Genomic DNA, 19,424 nt, shown 5'->3' with positions numbered 1-19,424 from the left:
TCTAATATTATTTAAATCTAATCTAAAATATCTTTTTGCTGAGGTTTTTTTAAGGTTAATTATTAATTTTATATTTAGTATTGATGCACTAAACAGATATGAAACAAATCGGATTTTTTTTCCTTTCGACGAATGACTATTCATTGTTAAAATCCGAAATTATAGGGAAAAAGCTTTTCCTGTTTTTTTTAGTGCTTATTCTTACCGGTTTTTCACGCCCGGTAAGTGCTCAGAACCTGAATGAAATTATTTCCAATCTGAAAGGGGATCTGAAGAATAATCCGGATGAGAGGAGAAAGGCAGTAATTTACGCCGATCTAACCTGGTATTATGCCAGCGTTTCGGTAGATTCTGCACTGGCCTATGGCCGCCGTGCTGTTTCGACCACCGGCAAACTGAAGGATTCGGTGCTTCTGGCACAGGTATACAGTGACCTGGGAGCAGTACACTTCCGCAATAATGACTTCAGAAATGCCGAGAAAAACTACCTGAAATCCTACGAGATCCGGAAGAAACAGAACAATGCCGCGGGCATCGCAAAACTCAACAACAACCTGGCCTCAGTGTATCAAAGCAATTTTCAGTACAGCAAAGCCATGAAAATGTACCTTGAAGCCCTTAAATACTTTGAGGAGAAAAATGATGTGAAAAACATCAACATCACCAAAGCCAACATCGGCCTGCTGTATGTAGATCTGAAGGACAATCGCAGGGCGGTGAAGTACATTTCGGAAGCCATTGCCTATTTTGAAAGCCAGGACAGGACCACAGAAATAGAAAACAAACTTTGTGAAAATTACCTTAATCTGGGCAAAGCCCTGCAGATGCAGAAATCCTACGCGGCGGCAGAGATACAATATAAGAAAAGCAGTGAAATTTGCGGCAAGGTGGGCAACACACAGGGTATCGCCTTTGCTTCCAGAAACTTAGGTAACTTATATACGCTTCAGCGGAAGGATTCCCTCGCGGTGCTTAATCTGCAGACATCCCAGCTCGCAAGAGAAGCGTTTAATTCCCGAATAGATACTGAGAGCAATGGGATTGATGTGGCGCAGAATTACATTGTTCAGGGAAAATACCACGAGGCTAAAGACCTGCTTCTAAGAGCCCTGCCGGTTTTTGAACGGGAAAATTCCAAGGAAAACCAGCTCTCTACATACAAACTGCTCACCAACATCTATCACCACACGGCACAGCCAGACAGCGCTGATCATTTCTTTGAAAAATATATCGCCCTGGACGGTGAACTGGTGAACACAGGGGTTAGCAGAGCCAGTGCCGAACTTGAAAAGAAATACCAGACTTTACAGAAAGACAGTGAGATTCAGAAGCAGAAATCAACGCTGTTTAAACGGAACGTTGCATTGTTTGCCCTACTGGGAGTTTTACTTATTGGAATTGTATATTACAGAAATTACCAGCACCGCCAGAAGGCGAAGTTACAGAGAACAGTTATGGAACAGCAGGATTTGGCCGCAAGGGCAGTTATGGCAGCTGAGGATAATGAAAGAAAACGAATGGCTACGCACCTGCATGATGGTATAGGACAGCTGCTCACAGCGGCAGGCATGAATGTAAGTGTACTCAATGATTATAAGGAAGATCCGGCACGTTTTGAACTCATATTAGACAAAACCCGTAAGATTCTTTCGGATGCAATTAGCGATGTACGCACCCTTTCACATCAGATTATGCCTCATATGCTCCTTAAAAATTCACTTTCTGAGGCCTTAAGAAAACTGATTGAAAATACATCGTCGCCCACAATTGAAATTAACCTTAAGATTGAGAATCTTAATAATGACCTGGACGAAAATATACAGATGGTCTTATACCGAACGGTACAGGAATGTATTAACAATACCCTTAAACATGCCCGGGCCACCAAGATTGATATTCTGGTAGTACAGGACTCAGATAAAGTTATCACTAAAATTACAGACAACGGGGCAGGTTTTGATCTGCAGGCTATGAAGCGTCGCAACGGGGGTATAGGGCTGCAGAATATACAGACCCGTATTGATTTCCTGAAAGGGCAGACTTGGATTAAAAGTTCAGCTGGAAAAGGAACTGAAATATATGTGGAAATCCCGCTAAAACCATGAAAATTGCCATTGTAGACGATCATCAAATTATTATTGATGGCATAGAAATGCTCCTCGGGCTTGAAAACGACATCCATATTACAAGAACCTACACGGATGGGACGGACTTACTGCAAGATCTGCGCAGCGGACAGGTGGTTGCCGATCTGATTCTTACAGATCTTCTCATGCCCAATCTCACCGGCTACGAATGTGCCCGGATATTGAAGAAGGAATTTCCTGCCTTAAAAGTGATTGTGCTTTCAATGACCTGTGACCCCAAAACCATTTACGAGCTCGTGGATAAGATTGGAATAGACGGCTATTTGTCCAAGAAAATCAACCGTGCCGAACTGGTGCAGGCGCTGCACGATGCCCGCCGTGGCGACCTGCATCTCTCTGATGAAGCTGCTGAAGCACTTACAAAATTCCGCCACCGTATTATTGATTCGCCGGTTACCATCCTTTCGGCCAGGGAAAAACAGGTGGTCAGGCTCATGATTGAGGGTTTGATGAACCGCGAAATTGCGGCCCGTCTCTGCATCAGCGAAAGTACGGTAGAAACGCACCGCAAGAATATTTACCGCAAGACGGAAACCAATTCTGTCCCACGGCTTATGCAGGCTGTGCACGACCTGGATCTGCTGCGGGAGTAACTTCATCATTTGGTCCATAATCTGTAAAAATACCCTCTGGAGGGTATACATGGGAGTAGGGGAGTGTAATACCTTTATCCCACAAAAAACACAGATGATGAAAAACAAATTAACGCTGATCGCAGGCCTTACCCTGGGTATGGCCTTGGTGCAGGCCCAGCAGGCAACCTTTTCGGTTCTGGAAAAAGATTACGAGATCTCACGCAAGGCCAAAAAAGGATACCTGGGTGGCGTGGAGCCACTGGCTGACGGTGGGTTTGAAATGGTCTATTTCCTCCCTTCCGGAAGAAAAAAAGTGAAGATTGAAACCTACTCCTTTGACCGGGACGCGAACCTGACCAATACGCTGAAGGATGAATGGGATGTGGACAGGGTGAAGAAAAAGTGGAAGTTCTTTAACTTCAAAGGCGACGAATACACAACAACTGCCGCAGCGGTGAGTACGAACCTCACCGGCAGAATGATGTTCAAGAAGCGTGAAATTAAAGCAAAATACAACTGGTTCGCGGGTGACTATGTGAAGAGAATAAAACTGTTGGACCGGCAGAAACTGACCAGTGAATCCGGTGGCGAATACCTGTTCGGTGGCGCCTATGAAGTGGAAAGAGACAGCACGATCTATGCGCTGGCCTATCCATACACGAAAGGAGCGCCGCTGACTTCACTGGATCTCTTGAAAATCTCCAACACTGGCGAGGCCCGGAAAATCTCCAACATACCTACACCTCACGCCATGCGTCCGCTATTTTCCAAACCTTTGCTGGATGAAAACAGCCGCGACGTTTCCAACGATGATTTCCCGCGGGACTGGATTGTGGTACTGGCGCCCAGTAAGCCTTTCGGAAAAGGCAGCGCCGGACAGCCCAATCAACTCAGCTATCTGCGTATTTCCCCGGAAAGAATGGTGAAGGAGCAGATAAGTTTTACAGCCCCTACGGCAGGCTTCCGCATACTCAATGCCTACTCAACAGGAAAAGAGGTAATTCTTTACGGAATGGGCATCCGCAAAGACGGGAAATTTGCTGATGAGATTCTGGGAAGTACGGTATCTCCTACCAGTATGGATGATGAAGAGCAGGCTGCGGCTTCTACAAGCGGTGGCATGTTCGGCAGCATTGGCAAAATGGCCAATATGATTTCGGGTAAGGAAGATCTGGCGCCCTCTCAGCAGTCCATTGACAATCTGCTCGATGATAAAAAGTATGATGACTTTATCATTGTAAAGATCAGCGGGCAGACTGCATCGGTCGTGAAGGCGACGCCTATGGCAGAACTGAATCAGAAAGCGGTAGCCGGGGCAGATATTAAAAAACCACTGCAGTTTGATGGCAAGAAGTTTATCACCAATAATTTTCAAATACTGAAAGACGGATCTATGATGCTGAGTGTACAGGATTATAAACCCGAAGGGAGTGGTGTAGGAATACCCGGCGGCAAAATGCTGGGTGCGCTGGCAGGGGCTTCCGGCAGCAAAAGCGGCGACAATTATGACCGCGTGTACAAAGGCATGTATCTGCTCCATTTTTCACCCGAAGGAAATCTTGTCCGGAACTATACGGTACAGCTGGACCAGAAAAATAAGAAAGGCTTCTTCAATAACTCGCCCATGACCGCCGATAATTTTCCGGCAACGGGTTATCTGATCGAAAGTAAAGACGGAAAATCCGTGAACTGGATTATGGAAATGGTGAAAGCCATTGATGTGGATACTGATGTTAGCACCTTCAGCAATTTTTTCGCAGGTACATCTACTACCACTACCACCAAATCCTATTCTCCTTTCTACAGCATAGAATATGGCAAACTGGACCTTGCAACCGGCAAATCATCAGAATTCAGAACGCTGGGGGATCTGGAAAAGAAAAAATACTACCTGTACAGTAAACATAACCGCATCCAAATAGGAGATTATCTCTATTTCTTTAGTGAAACTCCCAACGGTGACCGTCTGTTGGTTTCCCGGATGGATGTAAGTCAGTAATAATCTGTGATTTCCGCACCTGCGTCTGCCTGCAGGCTAGGTGTGGTTTTCCTTCCTTTAAAAAACCTAAAAATCAATATCATGAAAAAATCAGGAATTTTCTTTTACGTTATGCTGTTCGCACTTTTGTTTGCCGGCATTACTGCCTGTACCCCTGCAAATGATGATCCTGCAGATCCTCCAACACCCGCAGTAAACGGGTTCACCTGGCGTGAAAACTCAACTACCGCGCCACTGAAAACAGCCGGCTCTTCCGAAGTCCGCACGCAGTACAAATCCATCTTTGCGTTTACGGGCGCCACGCCCACATCGGGAACGCTGTTCGAATTCAACCTTACGGGCGTCACACCCGGCACCTATCCGGTGAATGCGAGCAATGCATTTTATTTTGACGGAAATCCTGCCACGCCGGTAAGTGGTGAAGTGGTGATCACCTCCAACGCTGCAGGTAAAGCCACAGGAACTTTTAAGGCGACCTGGTCCGGTGGCGGAATTACGGCTGTCTATGGCACCTTTACCAACATTCCGGTAAACTGACATTAAATTTTACTTCCCTGCCGAGAATTTCCGGCGGGTTTTTTACCTTAAAATCACAGATTATGAAACCATTTTTATTTGTATCGCTCCTATTGGCAACTATTCTTGCCAATGCACAGTTCACCAAGGTGATGGATCTTCCCGCCAATTTAAATCCTCCGGCTCCACTTGCTGCGAATGAATACAATACCTGGAACAGCAAACTGTTTTACCTGAAAAATGGGTCCAACAGTTCTTTCGATCTTATTGTGACCGACGGCACTGCGGCAGGTACCCTTCAGGTGGCCAATATGCCCAAGCCAGCTGATGCTTCTTCTTGGTACCTGGCCAGTCTCAAGAAAGGCGCGAACGGGATGTATATTAAATTCAGCTATTATGACAATGTTACTTTCCTGCAGAATGATGAGCTTTGGTACTCCGACGGCACGGCGGCAAATACCTATAAACTGGTCACCAATGCGCGTATCAACATCAGTGGACTGCATAATCTGACTTCGGTACAGAATTACCAGAGACCTTATCAGGCTTCACATGTAGGCAACATATTTTATTTCTGGAAAGGTGCAGACAATGTATATGCAACCTCACTTTATCTGTGGCAGTCAGATGGGACTGTGGCCGGAACCCAGCCTGTGGCGGGAGCGAGCGGCGTGCACCTTCCTTATGAAACCGGTATGACCGATGAATATTGGGATGTGGGCCTTGCCTACAACGGGTCTTACTATTTCCTGGCACAGGACACCGGAATTAATACGGTACGTGCAAAATTTTACAAACTGCAGGTAGGTGTACCCCAACTGTTGGGCTCCTACCAAAACGCAGTCCGGATGGGAACCGTTTTCAAGAATAAAATTTATTTCATGGCGACGCAGGAATTTGTACCAAACTCCGGCTATTTCCAAAGGGAAATCTTTCAGTCTGACGGTACCGCGGCCGGAACCTCCGTGTTTTACAATTTCTCCGGCGACAATGCGGGAAACGGTGTGAATGAACAGGACCATTTTACCTTTCACAAAACTGCCAATTACATGTTTATCCGGACCAATGACAATTTGCTTCACAACATACTTGTAACGGATGGAAGTACCAACTTCATAAATCTTTATAACGGCAGCGTGTACCCGGTTACCCATTTTTATGTAGACGACCAGATGGCGTACTTCCTGCGGGCTTCCAACGATACCAATGTATACAGTTCTTTTGCGGTTAATATGTCTACGCTGGAAAAAACCACGATTACTAAACCTTTCTATAATACCGACGCTGGTGTCGTTCGGAACGGCACGCTGTGGATTGCCAACAAACCCACCTACAATACCGCTTTTTACACTCCCTGGCGAAGTGTCGGTACCGATGGTACCACGCAGGCCACCACCAATTCCTTCAGTTATGCCACCAACTTTTTTAGGCTCGGAACCAATCTTTACGCCTTTTCCAGCTATCTGGGTGTTCTCTACAATGCCCTGTACCGGTTTGATGACAATTTTACCTTTAACAACAGTACGGGAGATAACCAGTGGTCCACACCCATGAACTGGGTCAGTAAGATGATTCCACTGCAGTTTGACGATGCGGTTGTTCCCGCGGCATTCAACCCGGTCATCAGTGCACCCGCCTTTGCGAATAACATGACACTCAATTCGCCCCTTAATTTCACCGGCGGCGATCTGAACCTCAACGGGGCCCTGAACCTGGGAGCACCGGTAACCCTGAACACGGGGTCCATCAACCTGAAGGGTGCCTCATCACAGATCACCAACGGCAGTGCAGCCAATTACATTGTAACCAACAGCGCAGGCACGGTAAATGTGCATAATCTGAACGCAGCACGCGGGGCGGTTTCCTTACCCATAGGAACGGCCAACCACTACAATCCCATTACGATTTCCAACTCCGGAACTCCCGACAATTTTTCGGCCAGAGTCTCCGAGGGAATTGCGAATACGTCAAATGGTGCCGTAAATGCTACCTGGGATATTTCTGAAGGTACAGCGGGCGGCAGTAATGTAAACCTCACTTTCGGCTGGAATGCGGCGCAGCAGAATGCTAGCTTCATTGCGGCAGGTGCGAAGGTCGGACATTACTACAACGGACAGTGGAACCAGGAAAACAGCGGCAGTGTGATCGGCAGCGGTCCGTTTGCGATTACATCGACGGGCATCACCACTTTCTCGCCATTTGCAGTAATGAATTTCGGAGCGTTGGCAACGGCGGAGGTCCGCAATTCATCAGTACACGTTTATCCCAATCCGTTTAGTAATTACCTTCAGGTCGAAACGGAAGAAAATGGCACACTCACGCTCTTTGATGCTTCTGGAAAAGTGATAGATGTTGCCATGGTAAAAAAAGGCAACAACAAGCTGGAGATGGGCGTGATGCCTGCCGGACTCTATTATTATGCTTTGAAAAATCTGAAAGGAGGAACCATAGCTTCCGGTAAACTGCTTAAAAACTAAAACCATGAAAAACATATATATACTGATCGCCCTGGCCGTATTCACTGCCGCAAACGCGCAGCTTACCTTGGTGAAACAGTTGTCCAATGCTGAAGTTCCCAAATATGAAGATGTAGAACTACCACAGATATTTAACAATAAAATGTATTATATCGGGAAGCCGGCCAACCCGCAGGAATGTAAACTTTATGTAACCGACGGAACCTCAGCAGGTACCCAGCTGTTAAAAGACCTGGGAACTATTTACACCACCGGAAACGGAAACTACAGTACCATAGGATCTTTTAATCAGACCGCAGACCGGCTCTATTTTCTTCGCTCACAACACCTTAATCCTTCTGCTGGGGGTACGCCCACGGAAATGACTACGGAACTGTGGGTCACAGACGGCACCGCGGCAGGAACCATAAAGCTCATGAACAAAACCACACCGGTGATCAATTACAGTGCAGTATCGCCCATTTCTTTATTTGGACGCGGCGGAGTACAGGAATTGAACGATAATTTTGCCGGGAACAAGCTGATTTTCACGGCGTACGATCCCGCAAGCGCCACCGTTTACTACGGCAATCAGATTGCCTGGGTGACTGATGGTACCCCGGCAGGAACACAGCCGCTTTTAACCGCAACCGGCGAAAAGATTTATGGCGGGGGAACGGGCGGAACCCGACTTAACAATGAATATTTTTTCGGCGGCCGGAGCCAGGTGTCAACTGATCTTGGCGGTTTTCTGTACAGGACCAACGGAACGGCTGCCGGTACGGTGAAGGTGAATCCAGCTGCTGTCAACTGGTTTGTGGGTTCTCACTTCAGTAAACCCCTCAACGGACAATTCCTGTTCTGGGCTACGGATAATCTGGGCCCATCCTGGAACCAGCAGAATTACGAAATCTGGAAATCCGACGGAACTGCCGCCGGGACACAGCTTTTCTATGAGACGGCCAGTGGCGCAGATTCCAAAAAACCTTATTATGGTAATGTACTCGATTTTGTGAACGATGGCCAGAAGTTTTATTTTATGCTGAAACAGGATCCTGCCAATATTGAGCAGAATGAAGTGTGGACAACGGACGGAACGCTGTCGAATACCAAAAAGATCCGGGATGCCACCAACTATCTGGTTGACTATACCATAGTATCCAACGGGCAAATTTTTTTCGAAGAGTTCATACAGTCGCCATCAACCTTCAGATTGGTTCACTCCGACGGTACTGCCGCAGGCACCACGGTGGTATCCAGCAAAAATACCAACCGTCCCAGCTTTGCTTTGTATCAGGGAGCGGCCTATTATAAGGACTTTGACCAGATGGTGCCTTATTTTTCTAATCAGGTGGCCGACAATATGGAAGTCTGGCGCAGCGACGGTACCGTGGGAAATACGGCGCGACTTTTAGACGTGCTGCCGGGTACAACTACGGTTTCCTCATATACCGTCTCCAACTCTTCAAAACCTACGAATTTCTTCACCCTGGGCGACAGCCTTTATTTTGTGACAGAAAGCCCGAAGAATCTGTATAAATTCAAGGGAGACTACACCTTTAACAACTCTGTGAACGGTAACTGGAGCAACCCTTCCAACTGGAATGCGGGCACCGTGCCGGGCTTTACAGATCCTGTAAATGTACCTGCAGGGTTTACTGTTGTTGCAGACGCCCCCGCCTATGCAGGTAACCTGACTCTGAATTCGCCACTGATTCTTTCTTCCGGAAATCTGAACATCGGAGGCACCCTTAACCTGGGTGCAAACATTACCCTCAATGCCAACTCCGTTAATTTGGGGCCTGCTGCGCAAGTGGCCAACGGGGGTCCGTCGCAGTATATGGTAACCAACGGCGCCGGCACGGTAAATGTGCATAATCTGAACGCAGCACGCGGGACGGTTTCCTTGCCCATAGGAACGGCAAACCACTACAATCCCATCACGGTTTCCAACTCCGGAACCTCGGATACATTTTCGGCCAGAGTCTCCGAGGGAATTGCGAATACGACAAACGGTGCCGTAAACGCTACCTGGGATATTTCTGAAGGTACAGCGGGCGGCAGTAATGTAAACCTCACTTTCGGCTGGAATGCTGCGCAGCAGAATGCCACCTTCAGTGCGGCCGGTGCAAAGGTCGGACATTACTACAACGGACAATGGAACCAGGAAAACAGCAGCAGTGTAACCGGCAGCGGTCCGTTTGCCATCACTGCTACGGGTATCACCACTTTCTCGCCATTTTCGGTAATGAATTTCGGAGCGTTGGCAACGGCTGAAACGGCCATGAAAAGCCTGAACGTTTATCCGAACCCGTTTAGGGATGCGCTCCATATTTCTGTCCTGGAAAGCGGCATCTTTCAGCTCTACGACACGTCGGGTAAATTGGTCGCTACTCATTTCCTGGTGAAAGGAGTGAACACAGTCGACAAATCTGACCTGCCTGCCAACGTGTACCTGTACCAAATAAAAAACAGCGCCGGTACGGTCACGTCTGTGGGAAAGGTTATTAAAAGGTAGAGGCAGCGCAAGCGGAGGCAAACAACTTCTTCAGAAAGCGCCGCAACTGCAATAGTGCCAAAGTATTGTATACAAGTGCTTAGCGTTTTTTAATATTGAAGGCCGGCTGATCCACTTCAGCCCGCCTTTTTCGTGTTGAAGATCCAGGTGTTGGTGAGGCGGTGGTCGCGGTTCGTTGGGGAAGGGATGCCATAAAACCTTCATTCGTGAAGAAGCGCGGCAATAACTCCAGTGCAAGACCCCGAAGAAGGTATTTTCCGCGGAGCGTTGTAGCTTTTTCAAAAGAGGAGAATGTGGTGGAGAAACTCCCGACCCCTTTGAAGGCCACAGGGTCCGAGCGCAGTTCAGCGCAGGGTACGGTGACTGAGGCTCTTGAAGCCGTCGGCCGCGTGTACAGCAGCGCCGCTCAATACTTCGATAACATTCCCGAAAATGCTCAGAACTTCTACATAGGCGGTTACCAACCCGCGCAGAAATGGCTCAAAGACCGCAAACGCCGCACACTGGATTTCCAGGATGTGCTGCATTACCAAAAAATGATTTATGCAGTGAGCAACACGGAAAGGCTGATGGAGGAGATTGATGAAGCGGGAGTGATCTAAGATGGCTACCGAAAACCCGGGTGGCTATGGCGCACCAGGTGTTGTTCGACCATAGTTTAAAAAGAAGGCTGCTGTATGGAGCTGAGCGGTTTCTTATTGTTTTACCACAGACCAATTACCCTTCAAAATTCCCGTCTTCCAAGTTCCGGATTTGGTAATGAGGTTACCGTAAAGCGTAAACCCGGATGGCAATGCAACAGACTGCAGTGCACCATCTTCGCGGGCTATCCCGCTCGTATGGGTTTCGCTTCCGGTGGGAGAGACCTTGGTGAGGGTCACGTAGCCCTTATCCGAGACCTCTATGGTTAGTGTACCGGTTTCATCTCCGGAATAATTTCCTTTATAGATGCCCATATAGGAGGAAGTAAAGTTTTCCTCCTCCTTTCGGTCCCAGTAATTATCAATAATCTGCTGACAGGAAGTTAAAGCGAAACATAGGATCACAAATGCAAATAGGCGAAGTTTCATGGAAGCGAATTTTGCCAAATATAAACAAATAGCCTGTTCGCAATTAATTAATTATTTTTGCGGAAACAAAATCTCATGCAGCGTGCTCTTTTATATTTCATTGCCGGAACCGCAATAAGCTTCTTACTGAACCACTATCTGCTTGGAAGTCAGGGTTGGCAACTTGACCTTTATTACGGTGCTGCCTTCGGTTCTGCCTGGGGAATGGCTTATTTTCTGGATGACCTGAAATTTACCCTTCCGCAAAAGCTGGGGATTTCATTTTTAGGAATTGCTGTACTGGTTGGTGTAGGACTGCTCTTTTTTAATGTAGAAATGGCGGTTCCCTCCGTCATTAAATTTTCCATGGTTTTTGTTGCCTATTATCTGATCGCAAGTTTCAGGAGCAGCAAATCGCTGAGAAATTAGGTATTCAGAGCATGAGCAAATTAACAAAACATCATGTTGTTTGCTGCTAATAAACCTAACATTTTCAAAAGCTTAACACAATCTTTCTGAAAAGATTTCCAATTTGAAAATTATTCTTTACCTTTGCACACCCTTTTGGGGAAAATTATGTTTAATCGTAAACGAAAAAGTGTGAATACATTAAGTTACAAAACCGTTTCAGCTAACAAAGCTACCGCTAATAAAGAATGGGTTGTGGTAGACGCTGAAGGACAGCCTTTAGGAAGATTAGCTTCCAAGGTTGCAAAGATTTTGAGAGGTAAGCACAAAACGAATTTTACACCTCACGCAGATTGCGGAGACAATGTAATCGTTTTGAATGCTGGAAAGATTACTCTTTCCGGAAACAAGTGGGCTGACAAGACTTACATCTGGCATACAGGTTATCCTGGTGGACAGAAGTCGCAGACAGCTGAAGAGCTATTGAAAAAAGATCCGATGAAGGTTCTGGAAAAATCCCTTAAAGGTATGCTTCCAAAGAACAAACTGGGATCTCAGCTGTTCAAGAACCTTTATCTGTATGAAGGAACTGAACACAAACATGAAGCTCAGCAGCCAAAAACTATTAATATTAACGAATTTAAATAATTAATATGTCTACAGTTCATAAAATTGGAAGAAGAAAAACTTCAGTAGCCAGAGTTTACGTGAAGCCGGGTACCGGAAACATCACTGTAAACCGTAAGGATGCTAAAGAATACTTCTCTACAGATGTAATGGTTTATAAACTGAACCAGCCTTTCATTTTGACAGAAACTGCAGGACAGTATGATGTTACCGTAAATGTTTTCGGTGGCGGTAATACAGGTCAGGCAGAAGCGATCAGACTGGCAGTTTCCAGAGCTCTTTGCGAAATCAACGCAGAGCACAGGTTGGCACTTAAGCCTCACGGCCTGCTTACCAGAGACGCAAGAATGGTGGAAAGAAAGAAACCAGGTCAGAAGAAAGCAAGAAAGAGATTCCAGTTCTCAAAACGTTAATTCAAGACGCGAGATTTGGAGACAGGAGATTGGAGATTTTTTTATCCTGTGTCTCATGTCTGTTAATCTATTATCTAATTCAAAAAATGCCCGTTTAGTTTAGCACCCAAACTGTTCTCCCATCTAAAGACCAGTTGATTGCACAAAAGCGGAACGTAAACTAAAAACAAAAAAGCGACATGGCAAAAGCAAATGTTAAAGACCTTTTAGAGGCAGGTGTACACTTCGGTCACATGACCCGCAAGTGGAATCCAAATATGGCTCCATACATCTTTATGGAGAAAAACGGTATTCACATCGTAGACCTACATAAAACAGCAGTGAAATTGGACGAAGCGTGCTCCGCTTTGGAAAAAATCACCTCTGCAGGCAAAAAAGTTCTTTTCGTAGCTACTAAAAAGCAGGCGAAAGAAGTAGTGGCTAAACACGCTGCTGAACTTAATATGCCTTTCATCACTGAAAGATGGCCAGGCGGTATGCTTACGAACTTCGTAACTATCCGTAAAGCTGTTAAGAAGATGAACCACATTGATAAAATGAAGAAAGACGGTACTTTCGAAACTTTATCCAAGAAAGAAAGACTTCAGGTAGACCGCCAGCGTGCGAACCTGGAGAAGAACTTAGGTTCTATTTCAGACATGGTGAGGCTTCCTTCTGCAATCTTTGTTGTTGATATCATGAGAGAGCACATCGCAGTAACTGAAGCTAAGAAATTGGGTATTCCGGTATTTGCTATCGTAGATACGAACTCTGACCCAAGAAAAGTAGACTTCGTGATTCCTGGAAATGATGATGCTTCCAAATCTATCGACATGATCCTGAGCGTAGTTTCAGAATCCATCAAAGACGGTCTTTCCCAGAGAAAAGCTGATAAGGAAAAATCAAAAGAAGAAGGCGAAAAAGTATCAGCTGATGCTGATGCGGATTTCGACGCTGAATAAGATTTTGTCTTATATAAACTTAAACCCGGTTCTTAGGAGCCGGGTTTTTTGTTTTTTGATGCAGTTCTGACTGAATATCAGTCCTGCCTGAACCTGAATTTGATATAGGTGATGGTTTTTCCTTTGGAGGAAAATAGCTCCTCATAATAGGTCTTTATTTCGCGCAGATGTTCGGTGTTGGGTTCATATTCCGGCGCGCCGTAAATATCATGATGAGCGGTCAGGATCTCGTGTCCTGATCCCTGTAAGATTCCGAGTGTATAACCGTGCAGAAATTCTGAATCGGTCTTAAGGTGCACAATGCCTTCAGGCTTCAGTACCTTTCTGTAGCGTTCCAGAAAGTCGGGGTGGGTCATACGGTGCTTGGTCCTTCTGTATTTGATTTGCGGGTCCGGAAAGGTAATCCAGATCTCATCAACCTCATTCTCCTCAAAAAAGCAGTCCAGAAGTTCAATCTGTGTGCGCAGAAAGGCTACATTCTTCATATTCTTCTCTGTTGCCTCTTTGGCGCCAAACCAAAACCGGGCACCTTTAATATCAATTCCGATGAAGTTTTTCTCCGGAAATGCCTTGGCCAATCCAACTGAATATTCACCTTTACCACAACCAAGTTCCACTACGATCGGGTTTTCATTTTTAAAGATCTCAGAACGCCATTTCCCTTTCAGATGAAAATTGTCCAGTGCTTCAGCGCGCGTTGGCTGTATAACGTTCGGGAGAATACGGTTCTCCTCGAATCTTGCGAGTTTATTTTTGCCCATAATTTAAAATCGTGCAAATTTAATCATTTCCACAGCAAAAAAGGAAAGCAGTTTAAGCGCTATTGGCCGTGGCTTTAGGACGAGGAACCTAATGTTACCATAATGGCCTTCTGTACGGTTTTTTGAGAGGCGTACTGCGCACCGCACACCAGGCTGGAGAAGAGATACTGACCTTTCAGTATGACGATGGTGTTCTCGCTGCGCGCAGGAATGGCAAGCCTGTATTTTGTATTTCCTGTACCCTCCATCCGCATGATGATATCGCAGTCGGAGTTGTTCTTGATCATCACACTTGTTTCCTTGCTGGTAGGATCATTGTCAAAAAGCGCGTTCAGGATCTTCACCGTTTGGTTTTTATGTTCCTGCACGGTGGGGTTCATTAACAGATCAAATTCCTCTTTCTCCGAATTTATGGCTGCTACGGCCTCAGTAGATATACTCTTAGTCGGCATTGTTGGAGCTACGGCTACGTCGCCCGATGTGTTTCTGTTCGCGGCACGTATGGCAGCAGCTTCGGCTGAACTACGGGATTTCGCCACTGCAAAACTTCGGTCAATTTCAGGTGTCTCTACCTTGATTCTGGCCTGAGCGCCCAATTCCGGGTTGGCGGCTGCGCGCTGCGCTCTGGCCAGGGCTTCCTGGTAAAACCTGATCTGCTTTTGTCTGATGTTTGCGTTCATCTCCGCAAAGGTTATTTTTGTGGAAGGTCTTCTCTTCAGCAAAGCCAGTTTTTCCTGCATATCTTTTACACGGGTGTCGTCTGGGTGAGCGTTCTTTATATAATCCCTGATCATATCCATAAGCCGTGGCTTCAATACGGAGCGCCGGGGATCGTCCTCGTGGGCGTCTCTCAGGAAAGCATCTATTTCGTAAATATTAGTGCTTTTCATGATGTTGGAGTAGTCCTTCATCCGTTTTTGTGCCGGTAGTGCACAGAAAAGCAGCAGGGTAAAAAAGAGAAGTGATTTCTTCATGTTCAAGGGGAGGTTCTGTTTAGAAAGGTATAATAACGGATAAGTTTCCGTTATAGTATTCAGTTCAGCGTGGTTTGCATCAGGTTGGAGTTTTTCAGCCGGCGCTGATAAATAGGCAGATATTTTTCAATATAGATTTTGGTACCCTCATAGTTTCCGGCCAGGACGTACGGATACAGATTGTCTGAACTGTAAACAAACTGAAGGAAATTATCTGTCAGATGAGGTGGTATTTTAAGCTCAGCAAAATATTGAGGTCCAAAATATTCCTTTATATTCGAAATGCTTCTGGACATGCGTTCATAGGCCTGAAGTCTTTCCTTCTTTTGCTTTTCGCCGGAAATAAGGTCGTAAAAACTGTCTACGCTTAAAGATATTCCCCCACCGGCCATGCCCAGCAGTGGCAGCTGAGGCGGCGTACCATCACCTTTTGGTTCCGGAAGTCCGATCATTTCCTTCAGCTTCATTTCCTTTTCACCGGTTTTTAGCGCAAGAACATCTTTCTTCAGGTTTCCCGAAGGTTTAAAACGGTTAAGGACAATTTCCTCTATCTCATAATAAGCAATCTTAAGCTCAATCAGCAGAGGTTTACCCTGAAGCATGTTGTCGGTAACCTTAATATCTTTGCGTTCGGTCACAATGGAAGTAAACCTGATGATATCGCCCGGTTTCGCCGCAATTGTGAAATTGCCGTTTACATCAGACAGGACGCTCCGCTGATCATTCACGTTGGTCACATAAATCTGATTCAGGTACAGTGATGAGTTATCCCTCATCAGGATTTCACCGCTAACTGACTGGGCCATCACATGTACTGCAGTGATCATCAACCAAAGCAGACAAGCTTTTTTAAACATATCCCGCAAAAATAAAGAGAAAATACCCATCATGGCGGACCTTGGATGGGTTCGGGCGGTTAAAGTTAGGTTAAAGTTTTGCCGCTGTATGTTAAATCATGAACATGGGTGTCTAACTTCCTGTCAGTCACCGCTTACCGATACGCTGCCACCGCTGCTCTCCTTCAGGTTCACCTCGGTATCCGCAGCTTGCTTCCTGATCTGAATGCTGCCTCCGGAACTTGCCCTGGCAGTAACTCTTTTTACAACGCCTGCCACCACGCTTCCGCCGCTTGAAGCATCCAGGTCCGCTTCCTGCAGGGAGGTGTTGCTGCCTTCAAAGCTGCTGCCGGAACTTACGGACACATTGGCGTTAGTCACTTTGCCTTTGGTGCTCACCGTGGCGCCCGAACTAAGGTCGGCTTCCAGGTTAAGTGCCCAGATCTGACCGGTAAATTCTGCTGCCGAGGCTGCCTTGATCCTGAATTCGTTGGCTTCCAGATGTCCGCTCACAGATCCGGAACTGGAGACATCAACAGCCATTTTTTCCTGAAGGAATTTGTCCCGGACCGTGATATCTGCAGCAGATTCGGCAGTGACGGCAGAGAAATCTCTGGCATAAATAGTGGCGTGAACATTTCCGTCGGCCGAAATATTTTTAAAAATCCCGTTGGATTCTATGAATATGCTTACCAATCCGTCCTTTTGGACAACCTTTACCTTGTCCATCAGTTTTTCAGGGGCTTCAATAACGATTTTTTCATTTTCCGCTTTTATAATGTCGGCGGTGATTCCTGTTGATACCTTTAACTGATCAAAGGAATAATTGTAGGTCTTTTGGGTTCTCTCTCCGGACGCGGTACTTATAGTGCTGTCGGGCATCTCTACTTTAATTTTCGCGCATGAGGTAATCATCAGCAAAACAGATATTGTTGGCAGGATAATGGTTTTCATGGTTTTGGTTTTTAGCTTACTCAAATTTAAAAAAAAGAATATATCTTTATATCACACAGTAAAATATTATGAAAATGAACAGATTACCTGGTTTGTTGCTGGTCTCAGCACTTACCGTAACCTCAGCATGTACTACGATGAATGATAAGAATACCCAGATAGAAGCTCCGGTGATGGATGCCGCACTGGCCTCCAACCCCTTTATGACGAAAAGTAAACTGCAGTATCAGGCTCCTGAATTTGATAAGATAAAGGACGAACATTTCCGCCCGGCTTTTGAATATGGTTTGAAGCAGCAGCTTTTTGAAATTCACAAAATTACCTCAAATCCGCAAGCGCCTACATTTGAGAATACGCTGGCAGCACTGGAAAACAGCGGGGAAGTCCTGAAGCGGGCGTCAATTGTCTTCTTTAATTTTACCAGTGCGAATACCAATCCCACGCTACAGAAACTGGAGGAAGAATTTGCGCCTAAATTTGCGGCACAGGAAGATCAGATTTACCTGAATGATAAGCTGTATAAAAGGATAAAGGCTATAAATATTAATGAGCTGACGGGAGAGGATAAGCGTTTGGCCGAATATTATATCCAGAAATTTGAAATTGCCGGTGCGGATCTTTCGCCCGAAAAGAAAGAGGAGCTGAAAAAGGTTAATGAAGAATTGGCAACGCTGAGCACACAGTTCAGCAACAAACTTTTGGAGGCCAGGAAGCAGGGTGGTCTTGTGATTTCTGATGTTAAGGAACTGGACGGACTGTCGGCGGATGAAATCGCCGCTGCAGCGGCCGACGCGAAGGCAGCCGGTCATGAGGGAAAATACCTTCTCGCACTGCAGAATACCACGCAGCAGCCGCTGCTTCAGAATCTGAAAAACCGCTCCACGCGCGAGAAGCTCTTTAAAGCTTCCTGGACACGTGCGGAAAAAGGTGATGCCAATGACACGCGGGCCATTCTGGAAAAGCAGGCGCGATTGAGGCTTCAGAAAGCACAGCTCCTGGGCAAAAAATCATTTGCCGAATGGAAGCTTCAGGACCAGATGGCACCGGATCCTGCCGCCGCTATGAATCTGCTGGCCCAACTGGCCGCACCTGCTGTGGAAACAGCCAAGCGGGAAAGTGCGGAGATACAGGCCCTTATTGACAAACAAAAGGGTGGATTCACCGTAGCGCCGTGGGACTGGAATTTTTACGCAGAACAGGTTCGGAAAGCCAAATATGACCTGGATGAAAATGAAATCAAACCTTATTTTGAAGTGAACACTGTGCTGGAAAAAGGAGTTTTCTACGCTGCGGAACAGTTCTATGGAATTACTTTTAAGAAAAGGACTGATCTGCCGGTTTATCATCCGGATGTTATCACATATGAAGTTTTCGACCGCGACGGTAAATCGCTGGCCATCTATTACCTGGACTTCTACACCCGAAGCAACAAAAGCGGTGGCGCCTGGATGGGCAATTTTGTAGATCAGTCCCATGCGCTGAACCAGAAGCCAGTTATTACCAACGTCTTCAATTACCAGAAACCTGCGCCGGGCAAGCCTTCGCTCATTTCTTATGACGATGTGTCTACCATGTTCCATGAATTTGGCCATACCTTACATGGACTTTTTGCCAATCAGAAATACGTTTCAGTGTCTGGAACGAATACACCGCGTGACTTTGTGGAATTCCCCTCGCAGATCAACGAATTTTTTGCCCTGGAACCCAGCGTGCTAAAAAACTATGCTATCCATTACCAGACAAAAAAGCCGATGCCACAGACCCTGGTGGATAAGATAAAAAAGGCATCTTCCTTCAATCAGGGCTATTCGACCACCGAGCTGGTGTCCGCCGCGACACTGGATATGAACTGGCATTCGGTAACTGATGAAAGCCAACTTCTGCCGGCGCTTGAATTTGAGAAAAAGGTCCTTAACCAGTATGGATTCAACCTTCCGCAGGTGCCGCCAAGATATCATTCACCGTATTTCGCCCATATTTGGGGCGGTGGTTACAGCGCCGGCTACTACGCTTATATGTGGAGTGACGTCCTGAATGCCGCAGCCTGGGATTATATTGTAAAGAACGGTGGTATGACACGTGCTAATGGTGACCGTTTCCGCGAATATATTCTGTCCGTTGGAAATTCTGTGGACCTTAACAAAGCCTTTAAGGACTATACAGGAAAGGATCCTGACCTTAATCCATTACTCATAAACAAAGGTTTCATCAAATAAAAAAAAGACCGTTCATATTACTGAGCGGTCTTTT

General features: G+C 46.2%; 17 protein-coding genes. 12 read left to right on the top strand and 5 right to left on the bottom strand.

The genetic code is table 11. The features are described from left to right. The first annotated feature begins 98 nt into the window (after positions 1 to 98). The 7 genes from F7R58_RS11270 (at position 99) to F7R58_RS12975 (ending at position 10,813) form a co-directional block, all read left to right on the top strand. A complete protein-coding gene (locus tag F7R58_RS11270; protein ID WP_158065012.1) occupies positions 99 to 2,105 on the top strand; it encodes a sensor histidine kinase in 2,007 nt (668 codons plus the stop codon). Further along, positions 2,102 to 2,740: a response regulator gene (locus F7R58_RS11265; RefSeq protein ID WP_158065011.1), complete on the top strand. Its 639-nt coding sequence runs from the start codon at positions 2,102 to 2,104 to the stop codon at positions 2,738 to 2,740. The genes F7R58_RS11270 and F7R58_RS11265 overlap by 4 nt, the downstream gene beginning before the upstream one ends. A 94-nt stretch (positions 2,741 to 2,834) precedes the next feature. Next, positions 2,835 to 4,721, top strand: a complete 1,887-nt coding sequence (locus tag F7R58_RS11260) for a hypothetical protein (RefSeq protein WP_158065010.1) — start codon at positions 2,835 to 2,837, stop codon at positions 4,719 to 4,721. Positions 4,722 to 4,802: 81 nt separating this feature from the next. Continuing rightward, positions 4,803 to 5,258, top strand: coding sequence for a hypothetical protein (locus tag F7R58_RS11255; RefSeq protein ID WP_158065009.1), 456 nt, complete (start codon positions 4,803 to 4,805; stop codon positions 5,256 to 5,258). 62 nt (positions 5,259 to 5,320) lie between these two features. Further along, positions 5,321 to 7,714, top strand: a complete 2,394-nt coding sequence (locus tag F7R58_RS11250) for a T9SS type A sorting domain-containing protein (RefSeq protein WP_158065008.1) — start codon at positions 5,321 to 5,323, stop codon at positions 7,712 to 7,714. 4 nt (positions 7,715 to 7,718) lie between these two features. Beyond that, the gene (locus tag F7R58_RS11245) at positions 7,719 to 10,211 is read left to right on the top strand and encodes a T9SS type A sorting domain-containing protein (RefSeq protein WP_158065007.1); all 2,493 of its coding nucleotides are present in this window, start codon (positions 7,719 to 7,721) and stop codon (positions 10,209 to 10,211) included. A 206-nt stretch (positions 10,212 to 10,417) separates the two neighbouring features. Next, positions 10,418 to 10,813, top strand: a complete 396-nt coding sequence (locus F7R58_RS12975; protein ID WP_229723811.1) for a type ISP restriction/modification enzyme — start codon at positions 10,418 to 10,420, stop codon at positions 10,811 to 10,813. Between the two features lie 93 nt (positions 10,814 to 10,906). Here the strand turns inward: F7R58_RS12975 and F7R58_RS11235 are convergent, their stop codons facing one another. Continuing rightward, on the bottom strand, positions 10,907 to 11,281 hold the full coding sequence (locus F7R58_RS11235; protein ID WP_158065006.1) for a hypothetical protein: 375 nt from the start codon (positions 11,279 to 11,281) through the stop codon (positions 10,907 to 10,909). A gap of 75 nt (positions 11,282 to 11,356) precedes the next feature. Here F7R58_RS11235 and F7R58_RS11230 point away from each other — a divergent pair, with 75 nt between their 5' ends. The 4 genes from F7R58_RS11230 to rpsB all read left to right on the top strand — a co-directional run bounded on the left by F7R58_RS11230 (position 11,357) and on the right by rpsB (position 13,649). After that, positions 11,357 to 11,689: a hypothetical protein gene (locus F7R58_RS11230; RefSeq protein ID WP_158065005.1), complete on the top strand. Its 333-nt coding sequence runs from the start codon at positions 11,357 to 11,359 to the stop codon at positions 11,687 to 11,689. A 171-nt stretch (positions 11,690 to 11,860) separates the two neighbouring features. Next, positions 11,861 to 12,316 carry a 50S ribosomal protein L13 gene (rplM, locus tag F7R58_RS11225; RefSeq protein WP_158065004.1) on the top strand — a complete coding sequence of 152 codons (456 nt, stop codon included), beginning with the start codon at positions 11,861 to 11,863 and terminating at the stop codon, positions 12,314 to 12,316. 5 nt (positions 12,317 to 12,321) lie between these two features. After that, on the top strand, positions 12,322 to 12,708 hold the full coding sequence (gene rpsI, locus F7R58_RS11220) for a 30S ribosomal protein S9 (RefSeq protein WP_158065003.1): 387 nt from the start codon (positions 12,322 to 12,324) through the stop codon (positions 12,706 to 12,708). 179 nt (positions 12,709 to 12,887) lie between these two features. Then, positions 12,888 to 13,649, top strand: a complete 762-nt coding sequence (gene rpsB, locus F7R58_RS11215) for a 30S ribosomal protein S2 (RefSeq protein WP_158065002.1) — start codon at positions 12,888 to 12,890, stop codon at positions 13,647 to 13,649. A 77-nt stretch (positions 13,650 to 13,726) separates the two neighbouring features. On the opposite strand, the gene trmB is transcribed toward rpsB, so the two are convergent. The 4 genes from trmB to F7R58_RS11195 form a co-directional block, all read right to left on the bottom strand. Continuing rightward, positions 13,727 to 14,410 carry a tRNA (guanosine(46)-N7)-methyltransferase TrmB gene (trmB, locus tag F7R58_RS11210; RefSeq protein ID WP_158065001.1) on the bottom strand — a complete coding sequence of 228 codons (684 nt, stop codon included), beginning with the start codon at positions 14,408 to 14,410 and terminating at the stop codon, positions 13,727 to 13,729. Between the two features lie 74 nt (positions 14,411 to 14,484). Then, positions 14,485 to 15,384, bottom strand: a complete 900-nt coding sequence (locus F7R58_RS11205) for a DUF6759 domain-containing protein (RefSeq protein WP_158065000.1) — start codon at positions 15,382 to 15,384, stop codon at positions 14,485 to 14,487. A 59-nt stretch (positions 15,385 to 15,443) separates the two neighbouring features. Next, a complete protein-coding gene (locus tag F7R58_RS11200; protein ID WP_229723810.1) occupies positions 15,444 to 16,241 on the bottom strand; it encodes a hypothetical protein in 798 nt (265 codons plus the stop codon). A gap of 123 nt (positions 16,242 to 16,364) precedes the next feature. After that, positions 16,365 to 17,174, bottom strand: a complete 810-nt coding sequence (locus F7R58_RS11195) for a GIN domain-containing protein (protein ID WP_158064999.1) — start codon at positions 17,172 to 17,174, stop codon at positions 16,365 to 16,367. A 74-nt stretch (positions 17,175 to 17,248) separates the two neighbouring features. Between F7R58_RS11195 and F7R58_RS11190 the strand changes: the two genes are divergently transcribed. Then, the gene (locus tag F7R58_RS11190; protein WP_158064998.1) at positions 17,249 to 19,390 is read left to right on the top strand and encodes a M3 family metallopeptidase; all 2,142 of its coding nucleotides are present in this window, start codon (positions 17,249 to 17,251) and stop codon (positions 19,388 to 19,390) included. Positions 19,391 to 19,424 lie beyond the last annotated feature (34 nt).

Source organism: Chryseobacterium sp. (genome assembly GCF_008831505.1).
In the GTDB taxonomy this organism is placed as follows: domain Bacteria; phylum Bacteroidota; class Bacteroidia; order Flavobacteriales; family Weeksellaceae; genus Marnyiella.
This window is presented reverse-complemented; position numbering and strand designations above follow the sequence as displayed.

What these genes read in the sequence shown, in the direction of transcription:
- F7R58_RS11245 (WP_158065007.1), top strand. Translation starts at nt 7,719, where the DNA reads ATGAAAAACATATATATACTGATCGCCCTGGCCGTATTCACTGCCGCA.
- F7R58_RS11200 (WP_229723810.1), bottom strand. Translation starts at nt 16,241, where the DNA reads ATGTTTAAAAAAGCTTGTCTGCTTTGGTTGATGATCACTGCAGTACAT.
- F7R58_RS11205 (WP_158065000.1), bottom strand. Translation starts at nt 15,384, where the DNA reads ATGAAGAAATCACTTCTCTTTTTTACCCTGCTGCTTTTCTGTGCACTA.
- F7R58_RS11250 (WP_158065008.1), top strand. Translation starts at nt 5,321, where the DNA reads ATGAAACCATTTTTATTTGTATCGCTCCTATTGGCAACTATTCTTGCC.
- F7R58_RS11255 (WP_158065009.1), top strand. Translation starts at nt 4,803, where the DNA reads ATGAAAAAATCAGGAATTTTCTTTTACGTTATGCTGTTCGCACTTTTG.
- F7R58_RS11260 (WP_158065010.1), top strand. Translation starts at nt 2,835, where the DNA reads ATGATGAAAAACAAATTAACGCTGATCGCAGGCCTTACCCTGGGTATG.
- rpsB (WP_158065002.1), top strand. Translation starts at nt 12,888, where the DNA reads ATGGCAAAAGCAAATGTTAAAGACCTTTTAGAGGCAGGTGTACACTTC.
- trmB (WP_158065001.1), bottom strand. Translation starts at nt 14,410, where the DNA reads ATGGGCAAAAATAAACTCGCAAGATTCGAGGAGAACCGTATTCTCCCG.
- F7R58_RS11190 (WP_158064998.1), top strand. Translation starts at nt 17,249, where the DNA reads ATGAACAGATTACCTGGTTTGTTGCTGGTCTCAGCACTTACCGTAACC.
- F7R58_RS11270 (WP_158065012.1), top strand. Translation starts at nt 99, where the DNA reads ATGAAACAAATCGGATTTTTTTTCCTTTCGACGAATGACTATTCATTG.
- rpsI (WP_158065003.1), top strand. Translation starts at nt 12,322, where the DNA reads ATGTCTACAGTTCATAAAATTGGAAGAAGAAAAACTTCAGTAGCCAGA.
- F7R58_RS11195 (WP_158064999.1), bottom strand. Translation starts at nt 17,174, where the DNA reads ATGAAAACCATTATCCTGCCAACAATATCTGTTTTGCTGATGATTACC.
- F7R58_RS11230 (WP_158065005.1), top strand. Translation starts at nt 11,357, where the DNA reads ATGCAGCGTGCTCTTTTATATTTCATTGCCGGAACCGCAATAAGCTTC.
- F7R58_RS11235 (WP_158065006.1), bottom strand. Translation starts at nt 11,281, where the DNA reads ATGAAACTTCGCCTATTTGCATTTGTGATCCTATGTTTCGCTTTAACT.
- F7R58_RS11265 (WP_158065011.1), top strand. Translation starts at nt 2,102, where the DNA reads ATGAAAATTGCCATTGTAGACGATCATCAAATTATTATTGATGGCATA.